The sequence below is a fragment of the Bdellovibrio sp. SKB1291214 genome (assembly GCF_002209355.2).
Taxonomy (GTDB): Bacteria; Bdellovibrionota; Bdellovibrionia; order Bdellovibrionales; family Bdellovibrionaceae; genus Bdellovibrio.
Map to the genome: position 1 here is coordinate 3,444,338 of NZ_CP106855.1, position 19,179 is coordinate 3,463,516.

General features: G+C 44.8%; 19 protein-coding genes. 15 read left to right on the top strand and 4 right to left on the bottom strand.

Features of this window, described 5'->3' with window-relative positions; all coding sequences use genetic code 11:
- Positions 1–134: 134 nt before the first annotated feature.
- Genes B9G69_RS16950 through B9G69_RS16965 form a run of 4 tightly spaced genes read right to left on the bottom strand, consistent with a single transcriptional unit; the run spans position 135 to position 2,940 of the window.
- Positions 135–944 carry an MlaD family protein gene (locus B9G69_RS16950; protein WP_088615651.1) on the bottom strand — a complete coding sequence of 270 codons (810 nt, stop codon included), beginning with the start codon at positions 942–944 and terminating at the stop codon, positions 135–137.
- Positions 944–1,693, bottom strand: a complete 750-nt coding sequence (locus B9G69_RS16955) for an ABC transporter ATP-binding protein (RefSeq protein WP_088615650.1) — start codon at positions 1,691–1,693, stop codon at positions 944–946. Before B9G69_RS16955 ends, B9G69_RS16950 begins: the two co-directional genes overlap by 1 nt.
- Positions 1,690–2,478, bottom strand: coding sequence for an MlaE family ABC transporter permease (locus B9G69_RS16960; RefSeq protein ID WP_088615649.1), 789 nt, complete (start codon positions 2,476–2,478; stop codon positions 1,690–1,692). Before B9G69_RS16960 ends, B9G69_RS16955 begins: the two co-directional genes overlap by 4 nt.
- Complete coding sequence (locus B9G69_RS16965) at positions 2,479–2,940, bottom strand: hypothetical protein (protein WP_254916890.1); 462 nt, start codon at positions 2,938–2,940, stop codon at positions 2,479–2,481.
- Positions 2,941–3,168: 228 nt separating this feature from the next.
- Here B9G69_RS16965 and B9G69_RS16970 point away from each other — a divergent pair, with 228 nt between their 5' ends.
- From B9G69_RS16970 to B9G69_RS17040, 15 genes are all read left to right on the top strand, one after another.
- Positions 3,169–5,955: a tetratricopeptide repeat protein gene (locus B9G69_RS16970; RefSeq protein WP_254916889.1), complete on the top strand. Its 2,787-nt coding sequence runs from the start codon at positions 3,169–3,171 to the stop codon at positions 5,953–5,955.
- A gap of 12 nt (positions 5,956–5,967) precedes the next feature.
- Positions 5,968–6,810: a sigma 54-interacting transcriptional regulator gene (locus tag B9G69_RS16975; RefSeq protein WP_265437858.1), complete on the top strand. Its 843-nt coding sequence runs from the start codon at positions 5,968–5,970 to the stop codon at positions 6,808–6,810.
- Positions 6,807–7,220, top strand: coding sequence for a flagellar basal body rod protein FlgB (flgB, locus tag B9G69_RS16980; protein WP_088615646.1), 414 nt, complete (start codon positions 6,807–6,809; stop codon positions 7,218–7,220). The genes B9G69_RS16975 and flgB overlap by 4 nt, the downstream gene beginning before the upstream one ends.
- A 26-nt stretch (positions 7,221–7,246) precedes the next feature.
- On the top strand, positions 7,247–7,690 hold the full coding sequence (flgC, locus tag B9G69_RS16985) for a flagellar basal body rod protein FlgC (RefSeq protein ID WP_088615645.1): 444 nt from the start codon (positions 7,247–7,249) through the stop codon (positions 7,688–7,690).
- A gap of 86 nt (positions 7,691–7,776) precedes the next feature.
- Positions 7,777–8,115 carry a flagellar hook-basal body complex protein FliE gene (gene fliE, locus B9G69_RS16990; protein ID WP_088615644.1) on the top strand — a complete coding sequence of 113 codons (339 nt, stop codon included), beginning with the start codon at positions 7,777–7,779 and terminating at the stop codon, positions 8,113–8,115.
- Between the two features lie 82 nt (positions 8,116–8,197).
- Complete coding sequence (fliF, locus tag B9G69_RS16995; protein ID WP_265437859.1) at positions 8,198–9,850, top strand: flagellar basal-body MS-ring/collar protein FliF; 1,653 nt, start codon at positions 8,198–8,200, stop codon at positions 9,848–9,850.
- Complete coding sequence (gene fliG, locus B9G69_RS17000) at positions 9,850–10,884, top strand: flagellar motor switch protein FliG (protein WP_088615642.1); 1,035 nt, start codon at positions 9,850–9,852, stop codon at positions 10,882–10,884. The genes fliF and fliG overlap by 1 nt, the downstream gene beginning before the upstream one ends.
- Complete coding sequence (locus tag B9G69_RS17005; RefSeq protein ID WP_088615641.1) at positions 10,871–11,677, top strand: FliH/SctL family protein; 807 nt, start codon at positions 10,871–10,873, stop codon at positions 11,675–11,677. Before fliG ends, B9G69_RS17005 begins: the two co-directional genes overlap by 14 nt.
- The gene (locus tag B9G69_RS17010; RefSeq protein WP_088615640.1) at positions 11,677–13,005 is read left to right on the top strand and encodes a FliI/YscN family ATPase; all 1,329 of its coding nucleotides are present in this window, start codon (positions 11,677–11,679) and stop codon (positions 13,003–13,005) included. Before B9G69_RS17005 ends, B9G69_RS17010 begins: the two co-directional genes overlap by 1 nt.
- 13 nt (positions 13,006–13,018) lie before the next feature.
- Complete coding sequence (gene fliJ, locus B9G69_RS17015; RefSeq protein ID WP_265437860.1) at positions 13,019–13,468, top strand: flagellar export protein FliJ; 450 nt, start codon at positions 13,019–13,021, stop codon at positions 13,466–13,468.
- A 3-nt stretch (positions 13,469–13,471) separates the two neighbouring features.
- A complete protein-coding gene (locus B9G69_RS17020; protein WP_088615638.1) occupies positions 13,472–14,302 on the top strand; it encodes a MotE family protein in 831 nt (276 codons plus the stop codon).
- A gap of 33 nt (positions 14,303–14,335) precedes the next feature.
- Entirely contained in the window at positions 14,336–16,177 is a 1,842-nt protein-coding gene (locus B9G69_RS17025) for a flagellar hook-length control protein FliK (protein WP_265437861.1), read from the top strand.
- A 44-nt stretch (positions 16,178–16,221) separates the two neighbouring features.
- A complete protein-coding gene (locus tag B9G69_RS17030) occupies positions 16,222–17,232 on the top strand; it encodes a flagellar hook assembly protein FlgD (protein WP_088615637.1) in 1,011 nt (336 codons plus the stop codon).
- A 1-nt stretch (position 17,233) separates the two neighbouring features.
- On the top strand, positions 17,234–17,671 hold the full coding sequence (locus B9G69_RS17035; protein WP_088615636.1) for a TIGR02530 family flagellar biosynthesis protein: 438 nt from the start codon (positions 17,234–17,236) through the stop codon (positions 17,669–17,671).
- 193 nt (positions 17,672–17,864) lie between these two features.
- Complete coding sequence (locus B9G69_RS17040) at positions 17,865–19,148, top strand: flagellar hook protein FlgE (RefSeq protein ID WP_088615635.1); 1,284 nt, start codon at positions 17,865–17,867, stop codon at positions 19,146–19,148.
- Positions 19,149–19,179 lie beyond the last annotated feature (31 nt).

Here is a 19,179-nt window from a genome sequence, read left to right on the forward strand (position 1 = left end):
AAATGGGTACGACAGGGAATATAATTGCAATCCAAAGGCCTTTGCGGACTTGCGGATTCTCAACGTACCTCGATTTTTTTTGCGGGTTAAATTCGGGATAAAAAAAGCCTGTTTCATCAACAGGCTTTTTTTATTTAGTCTTCTTTTTCGATCGATGTTCTTAGCAAGCTCTTCACATTGTTTTTGCGTTGAGTTCCGCCGAGCAGCGCTTTTAACTGATTGTGGATGCTTGGGTCGTTGATCAGGGCGCCCAGGGTTCCTTCACCACGGTCTACTTTAGCGATGATGGCATCAAGTTTGTTGATGGTATTTTTAAGTTTTTCACCGCTATTGCCCTCGTTTAGCTGGCCCATCACTCGTGAAGCGTCACCGCTGACTTTGCTAAGGTTGGCGGATGTTGATTCAAAGTTTGCCATGATTTTCCCTAAGCGATTGTTGTCGTTCATCGCTTTCACAGCTCGGTGCATTTCGTTAATGACGTCGAATAGTTTTCCGGCTTCGCTGCCGCGCTCAGAGATAACGCCGATCAAGTCTGTTGGCTTTGCGACTTCTAAGATTGTACCGTCTTTGATTTCTGGATTGCGTGGATCACCGGGAATGATGAATACGAATTTGTCCCCCAAGGCACCTTGTGTGCGGATTTCAACTTGAGAGCCTTCGCGCAAGCGCGGCAGAAAGTCTTTATCCACGCGCATAACGACATCAAGGGCATTTTTCTCTGACAAGAATTCAATCTTTTGGACGTTACCAATTGTCACACCCGATAAAGAGACTACGCTTCCTTCAGCCAAACCTTGAACTTGGTCAAAGTGTGCGTGAAGGTTCACATAGGATTTAAAAACCGATTTTTCGCCACCGATGAAAAAAATCGAAGCCAGAATGATCACGATACCAATCGCTAAGAAAATTCCGACTTTTACTTGTGTGCTGTTTGATGATTCCATTACGCACTCTCTCCGTTGATAAATTCTGTCATCGATCCGCTTGGTTCTTTTTTCAAGGTGTCGATGGTGTATTGCTCACTGATACGACCATTTTGCAGCAAAGCGACTTTGTCGCACACAGCATATACCGTGGGCATATCATGGGTGACTAAAATCGAAGTCATCCCTTTGGATTTTAATTTCAAAATAGATTCCTGGATCTTTTTGGTATTATACGGGTCCAAACCAGCTGTCGGTTCATCGTACAGAACCACTTGCGGATGAATCATCATCGCTCGGGCCAGTCCCACGCGCTTTTGCATACCACCGGACAGATTACCTGGATAAAGTTTTTCTGTGCCTGGTGCCAAACCAAATTCTTCTAGTTGGGCTTTGATTTGATTAGCGATCTCTTGTTCAGAGAATTTAAAATGTTCTCTCAGAGGATAAGCTAGATTTTCATAAACAGTCATCGAGTCAAAAAGAGCCCCGCCCTGGAAGGCATAGGCGACTTTTTTACGGATATCGATCAGTTGGCTTTCTGACATGCTTTGAATTTCAGTGCCATCAACGATCACTGTGCCCTTGTCAGGTTTTTCCAATCCCACCAATGTGCGCAGCAGAACGGACTTACCAGTACCAGATCCACCAATCAGACCCAGGCATTCGCCTTTGCGCACATAAAAGCTCACTCCTTGGTGAACTTTTTTATCGCCAAAGGTCTTATGGAAATCAACAACTTCAATAAAGGCTTGCGGCTTTTGGCTCATAGGGCTTTCTCCACAATCCAGAAAAGTTTTGATAAAAAGAAATCACCGATCAAAATCAAGATCGAAGAAACCACAACGGCTTTTGTCGTTGCAATACCGACTTCTTTGGTTCCGTTTTGAACATTCAAACCGAAGTAACAAGCGGGTATCGAAATAAACAAAGAGAAAAAGAACGTTTTACCGAAGCCAGAAACGTAGTCACCCAGCGAAGACGTCGACAAAACTTTCAAAAGATAAAAGCTTGGATCCAGTTTAAGCTCAACGGCACCAATGAACAAGCCACCCGCATTCGCTACAACATTCGTTACAGCACACAGAATTGGCAGAGTAATCAAACAGGCCAGAACGCGAGGAATAACGATTTTACGAATCGGCGAGGTGCCCAAGGCGCGGATCGCATCCACTTGCTGAGTCACAACCATCGAGCCAATTTCAGAAGCGATACCGGCGCCCACCCGAGCCGCCAGCATTAAGCTTGTGAACATCGGACCCATTTCGCGTAAGATTGTTACGGCTAAAAGTTTTGGCACGTACATTTTACCACCGAACTTTTCCAGGCCCAGACCGAATTGCAGGGACATCACCGCACCAATTGTAACTGCAGTCACCACAATAAGGGGGGCAGAGCGGATGCCGACTTGATAAATTTGCTCGCCCAACAGACGCCAGTAAATTTTCGTCGTTGTAAGCTCTTTGAAAATATCACGAGTCAAAAGACCAATCCCACCTAAGAAGTGGAAGATCTCGATCGTGAAATGAGTGAGGGGTAGAAGTGCTTGAAGCATTTACGGAGCCTTGAAATTAGCTTTAAAAGACTCAAATACGGGAAGTTCCGAATTGAATTGCTTTTCGACCCCACCGTAGCTCAGCGTGTAGTTGCAGCCGTTCTTTTTAAAGACCACCAACGCCAATGCCACTGGCACGCCATCGATTGTTCCTGCTGAAACAGACTGACGAGACTCACGTCCATTATATGTCGCAGTCTCGGTTTTTAAAATCTGAAGTTTGTTAAGCGCACTCAAAGAATCTGTTTCTAGAGTTTGCAGACTTGCGTCTGAGGTGCTGCCACATTCAGAAATATAGGAAATGGTGTTTCCAGTTTTTGAACTCTGCCATGCACGATCAGCACTTTTAGATTTGATTTTTTGAAAAGGCTCGCTGGGTTCTGAGAACTCCACATTTTTCGCGGATGTTACCTTGCCACCGGGAAGCTCCACCGATACGCAACTGCCAAGAAGTAAACTCATGATGATTAATTTGAAGTGGTTTCTCATATCGCCTATCTATCGGAATCTTCTAAGGGAAAATTCAGTCCAACAAATTCAATCCAGACCTAAGTCGCTGTCATCGCTTTGTCAGGCCTGACAATAATTCTATGAAACATTTTGCCCATCTAGAACCTATTTGCCAATAGACCTTTACAAGGCTGGCATCGTATGTGCAAAAGCACACTGCAGGGAAAAGGGGTTCTAGGAGTGAACAACTTGCGAAACGTAATTTTGGCAGGATGCCTTTGCTTTAGTCTAGTGGCTATTGCAGCGAATAGTAAAGTGAATGGCTTCATTAACTTCCAAGGCGATACTGTGCATTTGGAGTTACTGGGTCAGCAGAATTGGGATTACGACGTGAAGCGTTTGGACGTCAAAGGCCAGACTATCGTCCGTATGACTGTTCCTGCTCTTGATGAATCCACTGTGAAATCCCTGAGCACTTTTAAAAGTGATATGGTGACTAATGTAACTGTCGACGCTCAAGGCGCCGACGGTAAATCTGTGATCTCCTTCACTTTAGCTGGAGAAAGTATTGATACTTTCGATTATCTGACAGATCAGCCTTCGCGGTTGATCATGGATTTTTATTTGAATCCTAGCATGGCAAAAGCTACAGCTAAAGAGCCTGCGAAAAAAGACGAAACCGCAAAGGTTGAAGAATCCCCTAAGACTGTAAAACCAGTAGCGAAAACAAAAACTGGAACTAATCGCAAGCCCGCGACATCGGATGCATTAGAAATAAAGAATGCAGGACCTACCGTTGCCCAAGCAGATCAAATTCAAGCGGGTATCTTTGATGGTGGCGATCCAAACTACGAACGCTTTTCTATCAAGCCTTACGATATTAAAGAAGAATCGATCATCCGTTCGAAGGATAACTACTATATTACTTTCCCAATGCTGGAAACGCCTGTGACTCAATGGGAAAAGTTGAAGATCACTCCGACGATTTACGAAATTACTCCCAAATCCACAGAAGAAAACAAACAGGCACGTCTGTTGTTAACACTGTTCGAAAAGGAACGTTACGCCGTCTATTTGAAGACGCGTAATTGGTTCCAAGAAAAGTATCCGCAATCTGAATACAACGAAATCATCGATTTCATGACGGGGGACGTAAATCTTGCTTTGTATAAACAAAGCGGAAAAATGGAATTTTTTGACGAGGCCATTCAAAAATATAGAGAAGCCATCGAAAAATATCCAACCTCTCCGTTGTCTGAAAGAACGTCTTTAAAGGTTGGTTACCTGACTCTTGAGCGTGGTGACAACTTAGCGGCTCTTCGTCTATTCAAAGAACATATCGAAAACAAAAACTTCGGCGGTAAAGATTCCATTTCTAAGGATTTGGCTCGTATGGGTATGGGCTTGGCTTTCATGCGCCTGAACAAATGGGACGACGCCATTGCTCAGTATGACAGTGTTGAAAAAAATTCGACGAACCGTGATCTAAAAGTTGAAGCAGCTTACCGCAAAGGCGACGTATGGGTTCGTGCTAAGAACTATGCAAAGTCTGTTGATGAATACAAAAGTGCGTTAAAGAAATACCCAGAGGGTCAGAACTCCTATCCCAATGCCTTCTATAACCAAGCAGAATCAATGTTTGGTTTGAAGCAGTATCCACAAAGTTTGGATATGTACCGTGAGTTCATTAAGAAATTCCCATCAAGTGATCATGCTCCTTATGCGATGACTCGGTTAGGAGAGTTGTTGGATATCTTGGGTGCAGATAAATCTCGCGTGATGGGTGCATATCTTGAGACTTATTTCCGTTACGGTGAAACTCCAAGTGCCGTTATTGCTCGTTTGCGTCTGTTAAGTGCTCGTATGAAGGGCATGAAACCTAAAGAGACCGCTAACGCCGTTAAAGAAATCATGGAGCTTGCGAAAAAAGTCGATCTTCCGAATATGGAACAATTCGCAACTGTGATGGTGGCTGACGGTTATTCTCAGCGTGGTGAGTTTGATAAATCTGTTAACTTGTTATCTAAGTACTATAAAGAACATCCAGGTTCTGTAGATGCTCCGCTATTGACCGGCAGAATTATCGCTAACATTAATGGAAAATTGGATGACCAAGTTGAGAAAGGCGACTTTATCGGCGCTTTGAAAACACACAGTCAATACGCTGACAACTGGTTGAAAAACTCCAACCGTTTAGATACGAAATTCAACGTAGGTCGCGCCTTTGAAATGGCTGGAACTCCCGTGGAGTCCGAGCGTTATTATAAAGAAGTACTGAATCGTGTGTATGCTTTGCAAGGTACACCTGAAGCCAAAGAAATTGCAGTGAAAGAGGAAGTTCCATCTGTCGAAGAATTGAATCTTCGTCTGGCTGCGGTTTCCACGAATGAGCAAAAATATAATCAAGCTTACGAATATCTTAAGAACATCAAGAATCCTGAAAAATTGGATGAAAATGACCAGATCGAACGTGTGGGTATTGCTGTGAAACTGCTTGAAAGACGTGGCGACACAGACTCTGCAATCCGTTATTTGGGCGAGCTGCTAAGAACTTGGAAAGGCCAGCCAGAACTGGTAGCTGAGCCTTACTTAAAATTAGCTGAGCTACAATTGAAGCAGAACAAAAAGGACGAAGCCCTTCAGTCTTTAAGCATGATCGACAAGCTGATGACAGATTCTAAAAAAGTTTCTCCGGTGGTTCATGCCAAAGCATTAGAAATGATGGGCAACGTCTACATGGAGTCGAACCAGAAGGACAAGGCAATCAGCGCTTATAAAAATCTTTTGGAACAATACGAGGATACAAGACCTCTTTCTTCCATCAGATATAAGCTGGGACAAATTTATTTTAATCGCGGCGAAGTTCAAAAAGCAGCCGAGGTTTGGAACGAATTCAAAGGTCAAAAAAGTGGATTCTGGAAAAATCTTGCGCAAGAGCAGTTAAAGAACTCCGAGTGGCGAGACGGTTATAAAAAGTATATTCAAAGAATTCCGGCAATGGCCGCTGATAAGCAGGAAAGCAAGTAGGAGTAGGACAGGATGTCGTATTTTGATTTTGATGCCTTGAACATCGAAGACAGAAAAATGAATGAAGCAAAGCAATTGGGTTTGCAGTTAGCTGCAACACAAGCGAGTTTGCTTGTCGTCGGTGAAGCGGGTGTAGGTAAAACAAGTTTTGCCCGTTATATCTACTCAAAAAGTCGTTCGGGAAAAATTCAAGTTCTTGAATGCAAAAACGCTGGTGGCTTCAACTTTGATAAAGTTGATGGCGGCACCCTTTTGATTGAAGACTTAGATTGCGCATCTTCACATGTGCAGGCGGAGCTGATGAAGCTAGCCGAAAGAACGGATGGCACTCGTCCGCGTTTTATTTCTACATCCCGTCGTGATTTACGTGCCATGGTGAAACAAGAACAATTCAGGCAGGATCTGTTTTACAAAATTGCGGTCGTGCAGTTGGAAGTTCCTCGCCTTGAGGACCGTACTCACGATTTCTCGACGATCGCGAGTTTCATTTTAGAAGTAACTCAAATTATGCACGGTCGTTCTGGGTTGCATTTTTCTGCTGATGCGTATGCTCGTTTAAGTGGTTGGAATTGGCCGGGGAATATTCGTGAGCTTGAAAATGTTATAGAGCGTGCGGTGGTTCTGACTAAAGGCCAGGTCATTGAAGTCGCTTCTATTCAATTTGAGTCTGTGCAGGATGAAACGGCATCAGATTTTGCGCCGGGAATGTCCCTTTCTGCGGTTGAAAAGCGTCTGATTCTTCAGACCCTGGAGTTGACGGCACAGAACCGCACCCGTGCGGCTCAAATGCTTGGAATCAGTATCAGAACTTTAAGGAATAAACTTAACGAATACAGGGAAGAAGGTGTCGCGTGAGTGGTGATATTTTCGATAAAACGTTAAACGGCCTCGCAACGTCAATGCGTATGAGGCAGCTTCGCAATAATATTACTTCTTCGAATATTGCGAATGCAGAGACTCCTGGTTATCACGCTAAAAAAATGGATTTCGAAGAGGCATTGTCTCGTTCGATGAACATGGATGGCATGAATGCCTTAAGTGCAACAAGTGGTGATCACTTTGCATTGGGTGGTGTTTCGGTGGCTAAGACTCGTCCTGATATTTATGAAAATCCAGAGGGCGCTGTTAACAATGACGGCAACACTGTGGATCTTGAGAAAGAAATGTCGGCGTTGTCAGAGAATGCCATCATGTACAAAACGGCTCTTCAATTGATTAATAAAAAAATGGCAGCGTTAAAGTACGCGGCTTCTGAAGGTCGATAGTCGAACAGGATGTTCGGGAGTAAGTCATGGCTGATTTTTTAACTGGGATGAGAATTAGTAGCAGTGGTATGGCAGCGCAAAGAATGCGCATGAATACGATTGCGAGTAATATCGCAAATATCAATACCACCCAGACCCCTGAGGGCGGCCCGTACCGCAGGAAAGACGTCGTGTTCGAGTCTATGCCTGACGCTAAAAATTTCGGCGAAATCGTGACAGGCACAGACCCTATGGGGAATATGCAACGAGTCCAGGTGACGGATGTCGTCTCTGATCGCAAAGCTCCGCTAATGAAATATGAACCGGATCATCCTGATGCAAATCCAGAGGGTTACGTCGCATATCCGAATATCAATCTGATGGAAGAAATGACCAATATGATACAATCGTCGCGTTCCTACGAGGCCAACGTATCGGCCATGCAAGCGTCAAAAGATATGGCTATGAGTGCTTTGGAGATAGGAAGATAGTTCCTAGACTAGGTTGAAAAAGCAGGAATTTTTAGAACGTTTAGAATATAATTTCTAGAGTACTCAGTACAAGGAGAAGTAAAGCCATGGAAGGGTTTACTGTATCAAATGCCAACAGATTCCTCGAGACAGGAAATCTGCGTGACTCAAAGTCACTGTCCATCTCGGGAGAGACGACACCACTAAGTAACACATCAGAATCCGGTAAGAGCTTCGCTGACACCTTGAAAGATGCTGTTAGTTCCGTGAATGAGTTGCAAAAGTCTTCAGACAAATTTGCACAAAACATTGCTACAGGAAAAACAGACGATGTCGCTGGAGCGATGATTGCTGCAGAAAAAGCGGATATCGCTTTGCGCGTAATGGTTCAAGTGCGCAACAAGATCATTGATGCGTATCAAGAAGTCATGAAGATGCAAGTTTAGTTTTTAGTATATAATTACCTAAAGCAAACAGAGTGATCGAGTGCTTCGGCGGAGCCGAAGCGAAAAGCCCCGGAGGGATTCTTTGAATAAAATTTTTGGTGGATTGGTTGTCCAGTTTCGTGAGTTCTTTAAAAATCTGGGTCCAACCAAAAGACTTTCAGTTGTTGCCGTAACTCTTATTGCGGTAGTGGCTCTATTGACGATGCTATTCATGGCTTCGGGCAAAGATTACGTTCCTCTATTCACGAACATCCCAACCGAACAAGTTTCCTCTATCGTTGCTAAATTGAACGAAAAGAACATTCCGTTCCAATTGCGTGATGGTGGTAAAACAGTAGCGATTCCTAAAGAACTTCTGCATTCAACGCAAATGACGTTGATGGCTGAAATCGGTTCTCCAAAAATGGGTAACATCGGTCTTGAGCTTTTCGATAAGCAAGATTTTGGTGTGAACTCTTATGCTCAAAAAATCAATTACCAAAGAGCTTTGCAAGGTGAGTTGATGAGAGCAATCAACACTTTGACAGCGGTAAAGCAGTCTAAAGTTATCTTGGCTCTTCCAAATAAAAAAACATTCCTTGAAGAGGGTGGTTCAGCTTCTGCGTCCGTTGTTGTTGAACTTCACTCTGGTAAAGAACTTACTGCGGACCAAGTTCGTGGTATCCGTTACCTAGTTGCCAATGCTGTTGAAGGTATGGATGCAGATAAAGTCGCGGTTCTTGATGAACGCGGTAAAGTTTTGACTCGTACTTCAGATGGCTCAACAGGTGGTTCTAACGAATTATTGGATCTGAAAGCAAAAGTTGAAAGAGATTTCGAAGATCGTATCGAAGACATTCTTTCGAAAGTTGTCGGTCACGCTAAAGTCGTAGCTAAAGTTGATGCGACTTTGAATCACCGTGTGATCTCTTCTGTTGAAGAACTTGTTGATCCAGATAAAACAGCGATTCGTTCTCAACAATCTGAAGAGGAATCTTTGGATGGTGCTCGTACGAACCCCGCTGGGGTTCCGGGTTCTCGTTCCAACATTCCAGGTGCTGAAGACAGCTCGGGCCAAGTTGGTTTCAAACAAGACGTTAAAAAAGAATTGAAGACAATTAATTATGAAGTTCCGAAAACTGTGCGCAACATCCGCGAAACTGCGGGTAACCTAGAGCGCTTAAGTATCGCAGTAGTTGTTGACGGTGTGGCCGTTACAACTAAAAAAGACGACGGTACGACAGAGACCAAGTGGCAGCCCCGTTCGGCTGAAGAAGTTAAAAAGTACGAAGACCTGATCAAGGGTGCAGTTGGTTTCAATGCGGCTCGCGGTGACTCTGTTAAAGTTGAAACGATCCAGTTCCAACCAGAAGATTTCTCCGAAGCGGAAAAAATCCTGACGACGCTTGAGCGTAAAAAATTGATCCACGCTTTGTTCAAATGGGCTTTGCTGGGTTTCTCCTTGGCTCTGTTCTTCTTCATCGTGGTTCGTCCATTCATGCAATGGATCACAGACAGCTTCCAAGACTCTGTTGAGGAAATGCTTCCACGTACTATCGAAGAACTTGAAGAATTGCAATCGGTGGATAATACGCTTCCGGGTATGTCGACGGCTCTTCCTGTATTGCAGGAATCTATTGACCCTGAGAAAGCTGAATCTGAATTGTTGAAAGATCGTATTATGGCCACTATGGGTCGTGATGAAGAAAAAGCAGCCAATGCTTTCGGCATGTGGTTGGTTAGGAAGGATTCTTAATGAAACTGCAAAAATCTGACCATATTGAGTACGAACAACTCAAAGGTTTCGACAAAGCGGCGATCCTTATCAATTACCTTGGTAAGGATGCAGTTAAGGTTCTTTTGCGTCGTATGGACGACGCGGATATCCGCAAACTTATCAATCAAATGAGTAAGTTGCGTGTCGTTCCAGTCCACGTAACAAAACGTGTGCTTGAAGAGTTCTATGAAATGATTTCTGAAACTGAAGATTACATTTTCTCCGAATCGATCTCTGCGAAGGAAACTATCGTAGACGCGTTGGGTGAAGAACGTGCCAGAGGTATCCTGGGTGGTTTGAATATCACAACAGGTGGCTCTCGTTCATTGGAATCTTTGGAGATGGTGGATGCAAAATCTTTGGCGACGTTCTTAGTGAACGAACATCCACAGACTGTGGCAGTTATTTTGGCTCACCTAGAGCCTGAGAAAAAAGGAGAGGTTTTGAAACGTCTTCCAGAAGCACTTCAAGCTGAAGTTGTTCTGCGTATGGCGAACCTTGAACACGTTGACCCAGAGTTGATCGGTGAGATCGACCGCGTGTTAAAACACCAATTGTCCAATACAGCAACGGTCGAACAAGCAGCCCTTGGCGGCGTTCAACCGGTGGCAGAAATGCTCAACGTTATGGACAAAAACACGGAAACAGCGATCATGTCTCGTTTGGAAGAAAAAGATCCTCTTCTTGCCGAAGAGATCCGCAAACTTATGTTTGTCTTCGACGATATCAGCAAAATCGACGACCGTGGTATTCAAGCGCTTCTCAAAGAAGTACCGAACGACAAACTTCTTTTGGCTCTCAAAACGTCCAGCGAAGAGATTCGTACGAAAATCTTCAAAAATATCTCCGCTCGTGCGGCAGAGATGTTACGCGAAGACCTTGGGAACATGGGACCTTCTCGTCTATCAGACGTCGAAGGCGCTCAACAAGAGATCGTCAATGCTGCTCGTCGCCTAGAGGCGGAAGGCAAGATTATGATCGCAAGAGGTGGTTCAGAAGATGCAATGGTCTAATAGTTCTAAGCAAGGCCCGGGTGCGCATACAAAGGCTGTCCTTAAAAAGGAAGTTGCTGAGAAAACTGTATTGGAGTTCGTGCCAGCTAAAATTGAACTGGGAACTCCATCGCAGGCCATGCAGTATTTGACTGAAAAAAAACGTGGTTCTGATTTCCGCATGAATGATGCGATCCGTGTTCAAACGGGCGTGGATCAAGTCGAGCGTGTAGATGAAGAAGAAAAAATCGAAGCTGCGGCCTTAGATAAACTTAAGGAAATTCAAGAGCAAGCCTACCAAGAAGCCTATAATTTGGGTCTGGAAGAAGGTCGTAAAGAGGCTTTCGAAAAAGTTTCTGCAGAGATTATAGCGCGTATGCAAGGGCTAGATGAGCTTTTGTTGGGTGTAAAAGAATTAAAAAAAGATCTGACTTCTTTCAATGAAAATCACTTGGTGACCTTAGCCTATAAAATGGCGGGTCGTTTAGCTAAGGCTGAGCTAGCAACAAATAACGATGCTATGATTCAGATATTGCGTGATGCCGTTGCATTGGCGCAGGACGAAGAACAAATCACTGTTCATGTTTCTCAAGAGCAATTCGATTTCTTAGAAGAGCTTAAAAAAGAAACGGGCCGTGATCTTGAATTCACGAAAAAGATCCGCTTTGAACCAAGTGCTGAAATTATCGCTGGTGGTTGCATCGTGGAAACAAATTATGGCGAAGTCGATGCTCGCGTTGAACAACGTCTTGAGCAGTTGTGGACTGTGCTTTCTGAAAACATGCCTAAAGTGAAAGATAAGGTTGCCAGTTAATGAGCGATTTCTCCCTGGATCTGGATAAGTATTCTGACTTGGTTAACTCCATCCACTTGACCCGCGATAGCGGCAAGGTGACAGAGGTTAACGGAATGCTGATCAAGGGATATCTTCCCGGCGCAAGCGTGGGAAGTGTGGTGCAAATCATTCCGAATGGATTGGAGCGCTCGTTCCTTGCTGAAGTGGTGGGCTTTAAAGACAAGCATGTCTTGATGATGGCCCTCAACGATATGAGAGGCGTAGCACTCGGTTCTAAGATTATTCTTTCCCGTCAAATTGCCACTGTTCGCGCCGGCGATGAGCTATTAGGTCGCGTGGTGGATGGTCTAGGTCGTCCTTTGGATAACAAAGGCGAAATAGAAAATTTCCGTGAAGTTCCTTTATACAGCGAGATTCGTAACCCCCTTGAAAGACAGCCAATTCGCCAACCTTTGGATTTGGGCATTCGCGCTATCAATGGCGCATTAACCGCGGGCCTTGGTCAGCGTGTCGCTATTATGGCCGGTTCTGGTGTGGGTAAGTCCGTTTTGTTGGGAATGATGGCTCGTAATACCAGTGCCGACGTCAACGTCATCGCTATGATCGGTGAACGTGGTCGTGAGGTGCGTGAGTTTATCGAGCATGATTTGGGACCTGAAGGTATGGCTCGCTCGGTTGTGGTTTGTGTGACGAGCGACCAATCTCCTCTTCTGCGTATGCGTGGTGCTTATGTGGCAACGGCAATGGCAGAGTACTTCAGTGCTCAAGGTAAAAATGTTTTATTGATGATGGATTCGGTGACTCGTTTTGCAATGGCTCAACGTGAAATCGGTTTGTCAACGGGGGAGCCACCTTCTCAAAAAGGTTATACTCCGTCCGTATTTGCAACTCTTCCGAAACTGCTGGAACGCGCGGGTAATTTTGAAGGCGAAGGCAGTATTACTGGTTTCTATACCACACTCGTAGAGGGTGATGACATGAATGACCCGATCGGGGACTCTGTTCGTTCCATCGTTGATGGACATATCGTGCTTTCACGAGCTTTAGCGGCTCGTGGTCACTATCCTGCGATCGATATCATGCAAAGTGCATCGCGTGTTATGAAAGCTGTGGCTTCATCCGAACACGTTCGACTTGCACAGAAATTGAAAGAGACATTGGCCATTTATAAAGACGCCGAGGACTTGATTAACATCGGAGCTTATAAGCCAGGCTCTAATCCAAAGATCGATAAGGCAGTCAAGGTCATCGATCAAGTGAATGACTTCTTAAAGCAAAGAGTCGAAGACCCAACGAACTTTAACAACACGGTTCGTATGCTTCAGCAGATCCTGATCAACGCATAATCGGGGGTGAGTGATGAAATTCAAATTCCCCCTTCAGAAAGTTCTAGAACACCGTAAGGTCGTTGAAAACATCGCCCAGAAAGACTTTCAGGATGCGGTAGCTGTTCTTAATGAATATCAGACTAAGTTAGATAAAATGCGTCAAGATATACTAGACGCTCAAGCCCGCGCTGGCAGCCTGCTTCAAGCAGGGGGGGCTCAAGGTCCAGCGCTTGTACAGATTCATGAATTCCTAAAAGGTCATAAAATTCGCATCCAGCAACAAGAGCAAAATATTCACGAGATCGAGAAAATAGTCGAGGCCAAGAGAGAAATTTTGCGACAAGCCGCTCTAGACTATAAAATTATGGAGAAGACGCGGGAGAATCAGTTCGAGGAATATAAAGCCGAACGCAAGATTCAGGATCAGAAAGAAATGGACGAACAGGCCATTCTTCGCTTCAAAGGAATGAAGGAATCTTAATTGATGAAAACTGGATACGATCAGTTCTTTAAGAATGCACGCAAAGTCGCAGATGAAAATGGTGGAGCAGTTAAATTCCAAAAGAATCCTGCGGCCGCTCGCTTGCATCTTGATCTATCCTCTGAAGACGTTGAACAACAAATTCGTCGTCGCATGAAAATGTCAGCTCCCAAAAAGAAGAAAAAGAAATCTGGCGTTCATTGGAAAATGGCGGGATTTTCATTCATCGGTTTACTGTTGGCAGTCGTGGGTTTTCAAAATCATGAACAGATTGATGAAATCCTAAAAAGAGTGGAAATTACTCTGACCGGTGAAGCCGTTGCGGAAACAGCTCCAGCAAAACCTGCGGCAAAAGCGGAAGACAAAAAAGCAGAAGCAGCACCGACAGAAAAAGAAGTCGACACCAGAGCTGCCGCTCTTTCTTCGGATGAAATTGATCATCTGACCAAATTGAATGATAGAAAAAAAGAATTGGATGCACGCGAAGAAGAACTCAATCGCCAAGAGGCAGAGTTGCAAGCTCAAAAGATCGAGCTTGATAAGCGTTTAAAAGATCTTGAAGACATGCGTGGAAAAATCTCTAGCATGCTTGAAGACCGCGTCAAGGCTGACGACCAGAAGGTCGATACCTTGGTACAGATGTACACCAATATGAAGGCACCACAGGCGGCCAAAGTCTTTGAGACGATGGACGAGGATTTGGTGGTCGAGATACTTGGTCGTATGAAAAAGAAAAATGCTGCTGATATCATGAATTTATTAAAACCGGAAAAAGCTCAGACTATATCTGAGAAGTATGCCGGTTATAAACGTGCTCCAGCATCTGAAAAATAAATAAAAGCAATTCTCTAAGGAAGGAGGATCGTTTTGTTAAACATAGTCGGCCCCCCAATGGTGGGTGCGACCGAATTGAAGTCTCAGACTGACAAGCTTCAGGCAAAAGATTTCAAGGGTTCCGGTGCGACGGATTCTAACTTCAACAAAGCTCTTCAGGATAAAATCAACCTGAGAAGCCCGAAAGAAGCGAAAGAGTCGCCAAAGCAAGAAGCAAGAGCGAAAGACTCGAATGACTCGAAAGAGACACGAGACGAAAAAGCTCCCGCGAAGGATGCAAAACCAGAACGCAAGGTCAGCACGAACGATGGGAAAGAAAAGCGGGCGGCGAACAGACAGCAGGCAATCAAAGAATTCATGGACTCATTCGAGAGTGAATTTGAAATCCCTCCCACACGACTTGTGGAAGCGATGGCCGAACTGGATGACAGCCAGCTCAAACAATCCCCAGAAGTAACAGCGAATGCTGTGATTGACCAATTGAACTTGGACGATGACCAGGCAGAAAAAGCCGCGGCCATGTATGCAGGTTTGTTGGCGCAATTGCAGCAGATGCCACAACAGCAACAACCAAAGGCAATGACAGAAATGTCAGTGGGCGCTGGTATGTCTGCGCAAAGCATGCAAATGCGTGTGGCAGCCGCTCAAGATAAGCAGACTCAATTGGGTGCTGCTGCTGAAAATGTAAATAAGAAATTCTGGATGAAGCAGGAACCGGCAGCGAAGATGTCGACAATGCCGGACCTGAATGGCGATCTTGCATCACGTATGATGATGGATGATTCCTCTCTTCAAGAGGCTCCGCCCGTTGAAATGCCGGCGCAGCAGGCTCCAGAATCAATGAATCAACAAAGTTTGTTGGACAAGTTGCCTCCTCATTTGCAAGGTCAAATGAAGGAAACGATGTCCCCGGCATTGTTGGCGGCTTTAGCTGCGAAGCAAGCGGCAGCAGCTGCCGAAAAGGCAGAAGGTGTAGCTGCTGAAGATTCTTCGTCTGATTTGACGAATGAGTTCACGAAAGCTCTTGAGGCTCCGCAAATGGATAAACCTCAACAAGCAGATATGATGAACAAAGCGGTGGCGCCAAAAACGTCTCCGGAGTCTTTCTTCCAACAGCAAGGTCAGGGACAGTCTGCGATGCAAGATTCAGCCAATGAATACATGCAACAGGGAATGGCCCACGGCAAAGAAGCTGCGAAAGAAAAACTGACGGCTAAAGCGGCCGATTTTAAAGCAGAGATGACGGGACTTGAGGGTTTGCAAGCGCAACCACTAAAGGGTGAAGCATTGAAGTTTGACCCGGCAATGGCGGCGATGGCTCCGAAACCAGCTCCGGCAACAGAGGCGCAAAACGAAGCCAATGTGAAGCAACTGATGAATCAGGCGCAGTACTTGATTAAGCAGGGTGGCGGTGAAGTGAAAGTTCAAATGACCCCGGAGGGCATGGGAACAATTCATCTGAAAGTCATGCTTCAGGACGGAAAAGTAAATCTTCAAATGCAAGCGGACTCACAAGAGGCGAAGAAGTCGATTGAGTCTAGTCTAGTTGATCTGAAGAACAGTCTTGCTGCTCACAAATTGTCTGTAGAAAATGTTAAAGTGGATGTTGTGAACAACACGTCTGCGGATACTGCGACACAGAACCAAAATAATACGAACGGCCAAGATCAAAGAAATCAGGCACGTCAGTTCTGGAATAACTTCAACGACAGCTTTGGTAATCAAGGTCGTCGGGAATCCTTTACTGAAATGCAGGGCGTTCGTGGTTACGGCGGTAAACGTCGCGATCCATTGCAACCTATTGACACGGCTTCTGTTAAAGCAGCACCGCGCGCAATAGAGGGCAAAGGCAGCGGATTGAATTTAGTGGCTTAAGAAAGTGAGAGTTCAAGCAGCTCTCAAGGAAAAAGGGGATTTGAATGACAATGGTTAATGCGAAATTAGGAGTGAATGCTTTCGGTACGACACAAGACAAGCCGACGAGCACTGTTGGTACTCCCAGCAACCTGAGTGTTCAAGATAAGAAAAAAGTTGGTGAAGAAGATCTTGGCGCAGTGGCCAATAAACTTGCTGATCCAAATTGGACTGATCCCACTAAAAAAGTTCGCACAACTGGCAATCCCAATTTGGATAAAGATGCTTTCTTCAAATTGATGCTTGCCCAAATGAAAAATCAAGATCCAACGAATCCGATGAAGTCCCATGAGATGGCTGCTCAATTGGCGAATTTTTCGTCACTCGAGCAAATGCAGAACATGAACAGAACACTTGAAGAGTTGAAGAATGCACAAAAGCCTTCTGAAAACTTCCAAGCGTTGAATTTGATCGGCAAAGCTGTTGCGGGTGATTCTTCGAAAGTAGTGCGCGGAGCAAATGACAAAGATCACGATTTCAAATTCTCTCTGCCAATGGCAGCAGACGAAGTCACAGTGAAAGTGCGCGATGCGGATGGCGCCGTTGTTAGAACATACAATTTGAAAGGTCTGAAACAAGGCGAGAACAAACTCACTTGGAATGGTGAAGACGAAAAAGGTATGAAGGCAGCAATGGGTGAATACCAGTTCATCGCAGAAGCAAAAACTGCTGACGGGAAAAAATTGGGAATCAAAACAGATTTCGACGGAGTTATCACTGGGGTAAGTTACTCTGCTGATGGCCCGGTTCTAAATGTTGGAAACCAGGCGATTCGCTTTAGAGACGTGAAAAAGATCACAGACCCTCGTCTTATGAGAAACGACCAGAATGTAAATGACGTCACCAACCTAGACTTGAAAAAGGATGATGCCACAGGACAAACTAAGAAAGAGCCGAATGTAGTACAACAAAGTTCTACTACTGAGCAAGCTCCTGTAGCAAAATCGAAGATCATGGATACGGTGGGTTTATCTCGCGACATGATGGATAAGATCGCGAAGGAGATGGCGAAGTAAAATGGTAGACTTAAAGAAGATACAGACATTCGAACAACTCGTTCCGAAGCCGCAACCCAAGGTTCAACCTGAGGTTGGCGCAGGCACGGGTCCTTCCTTCAAGGAGACTCTTGATAAGCTCGGTGGGCCGATCGCGACCCCTGCAGCAGTTCCGGTGGCTCCACAAGGCTTAACAAAGCCCGCTGAAGGAGTGAAGTTCTCGAATCATGCGATCGAGCGAATGGGTACTCGCGGGATTAGTTATAGTCCTGATGATATCAGCAAGCTGAATGATGCGGTGACGAGAGCAGCGGCGAAAGGTTCCAAGGATTCATTGATTTTAATGAATGACTCGGCACTGATCGTAAGCGTGAAGAATAAGACTGTTGTGACAGTGATGGACAAGACCGCATTGAAAGAAAATGTGTTCACGAACATCGATTCAACAGTAGTTATTTAACCGCAAAACGCACTGAAGCTGTCCCGAAGAGACAGATAAAGTGCAAACACCAAGAACATAGAATGTGTTCGAGGTAGCAGGTTGGTAAATCATCCTGCGGATGAATAAAAACTAAATATTAGGGCTGGTCCTCGTAGAGGAGGCCCTCCAAACGGTGGTTCTCGACTAGAACTGCCAACGACATGGAGGTCACATGGGTATTCTTTCTTCATTGTACACGGGTGTGTCTGGTATGACTGCACAGGGCGAAGCCCTTGGCGTTATCGGTGACAATATCGCGAATGCAAACACTATCGGTTTCAAAGCGTCTCGCGCTGAATTCCAAGATATCATTTCTAAAAGCTTAAAAGGTGTTCTTGGTGGTAACCAAATCGGTCGTGGTGTGAAGATCGGTGCTGTGAATCCAATTCTTACTCAAGGTAACGTAGACGCAACAGAAAAAGTAACTGACCTTGCTATCTCTGGTGACGGTTACTTCAAAGTTAAAGGTTCTGATGGCGAGTCTTACACTCGTGATGGATCTTTCCACTTTGACCGCGAAGGTTACTTGGTAACTAACGACAATCAAAAAGTTCAAGGTTTCGGTACTGACGAAAAAGGTAACATCTTGAACAAAATGACTGATATCAAATTCCCACGCGCTTTGATCCCAGCTAAAGCGACTAAAGAAATCAAAATGGATTTGAACTTGGATTCTCGTATGGAACCAACTAAAAAGTTCGATCCGAAAGATCCATACTCCACTTCTCATTACTCTACAGGCGTTGAGATGTACGATTCTCAAGGTAATAAACACTTGTTGTCATTGTTCTTCAATAAGACAGCTGACAGACAATGGGAATACAAAGGCTTGGTAGACGGTAAAGAAGTTACTGGTGGCGAAGAAGGCAAAATGTCTGAAGTAGTTGCTGGTAAACTGATGTTCACAGTTGATGGTAAACTTGATGAACAAACAGTGACATCTTCGAACTTCAACTTCAAAGGTGGCGCTCTTCAAGGTCAAGAAATCAAAATGAACTTCGGTGATGCTATCAAAGCTGGTGGTAAAGGTTTGGACGGTACTAAACAGTACGGTAAAAACTCTGACCTTATCTCTTGGCACCAAGATGGCGCGGCTGCTGGTACAATCAACAGCTTGTCATTCAATGACGAAGGTATCTTGACGGCAGTTTACTCAAACGGTCAGGCTCAAGATTTGGCGCAAATCGCCCTTGCTAAGTTCGAGAATCCAGAAGCTCTATTCAAAGTTGGTAACAACCGTTTGAAAGAATCTAGAGACTCTGGTGGCGCATCTATCGGCGGTCCGGGCACAGCTGGTCGCGGTAAGTTGTTCGCTAAATCTCTTGAGAGATCAACAGTAGACTTGGCCACTGAATTCGTAAACATGATCCAAAATCAACGTGGTTTCCAAGCGAATGCTAAGACAATCACTACGACGGACGAACTTCTTAACGAAGTGATCCAGTTGAAACGTTAATCTCCCTAAATAGGGGTGGGCTTGCAGAAGA

What these genes read in the sequence shown, in the direction of transcription:
- B9G69_RS16950 (WP_088615651.1), bottom strand. Translation starts at nt 944, where the DNA reads ATGGAATCATCAAACAGCACACAAGTAAAAGTCGGAATTTTCTTAGCG.
- B9G69_RS16955 (WP_088615650.1), bottom strand. Translation starts at nt 1,693, where the DNA reads ATGAGCCAAAAGCCGCAAGCCTTTATTGAAGTTGTTGATTTCCATAAG.
- B9G69_RS16960 (WP_088615649.1), bottom strand. Translation starts at nt 2,478, where the DNA reads ATGCTTCAAGCACTTCTACCCCTCACTCATTTCACGATCGAGATCTTC.
- B9G69_RS16965 (WP_254916890.1), bottom strand. Translation starts at nt 2,940, where the DNA reads ATGAGTTTACTTCTTGGCAGTTGCGTATCGGTGGAGCTTCCCGGTGGC.
- B9G69_RS16975 (WP_265437858.1), top strand. Translation starts at nt 5,968, where the DNA reads ATGTCGTATTTTGATTTTGATGCCTTGAACATCGAAGACAGAAAAATG.
- flgC (WP_088615645.1), top strand. Translation starts at nt 7,247, where the DNA reads ATGGCTGATTTTTTAACTGGGATGAGAATTAGTAGCAGTGGTATGGCA.
- fliE (WP_088615644.1), top strand. Translation starts at nt 7,777, where the DNA reads ATGGAAGGGTTTACTGTATCAAATGCCAACAGATTCCTCGAGACAGGA.
- fliG (WP_088615642.1), top strand. Translation starts at nt 9,850, where the DNA reads ATGAAACTGCAAAAATCTGACCATATTGAGTACGAACAACTCAAAGGT.
- B9G69_RS17005 (WP_088615641.1), top strand. Translation starts at nt 10,871, where the DNA reads ATGCAATGGTCTAATAGTTCTAAGCAAGGCCCGGGTGCGCATACAAAG.
- B9G69_RS17010 (WP_088615640.1), top strand. Translation starts at nt 11,677, where the DNA reads ATGAGCGATTTCTCCCTGGATCTGGATAAGTATTCTGACTTGGTTAAC.
- fliJ (WP_265437860.1), top strand. Translation starts at nt 13,019, where the DNA reads ATGAAATTCAAATTCCCCCTTCAGAAAGTTCTAGAACACCGTAAGGTC.
- B9G69_RS17020 (WP_088615638.1), top strand. Translation starts at nt 13,472, where the DNA reads ATGAAAACTGGATACGATCAGTTCTTTAAGAATGCACGCAAAGTCGCA.
- B9G69_RS17030 (WP_088615637.1), top strand. Translation starts at nt 16,222, where the DNA reads ATGACAATGGTTAATGCGAAATTAGGAGTGAATGCTTTCGGTACGACA.
- B9G69_RS17035 (WP_088615636.1), top strand. Translation starts at nt 17,234, where the DNA reads ATGGTAGACTTAAAGAAGATACAGACATTCGAACAACTCGTTCCGAAG.
- B9G69_RS17040 (WP_088615635.1), top strand. Translation starts at nt 17,865, where the DNA reads ATGGGTATTCTTTCTTCATTGTACACGGGTGTGTCTGGTATGACTGCA.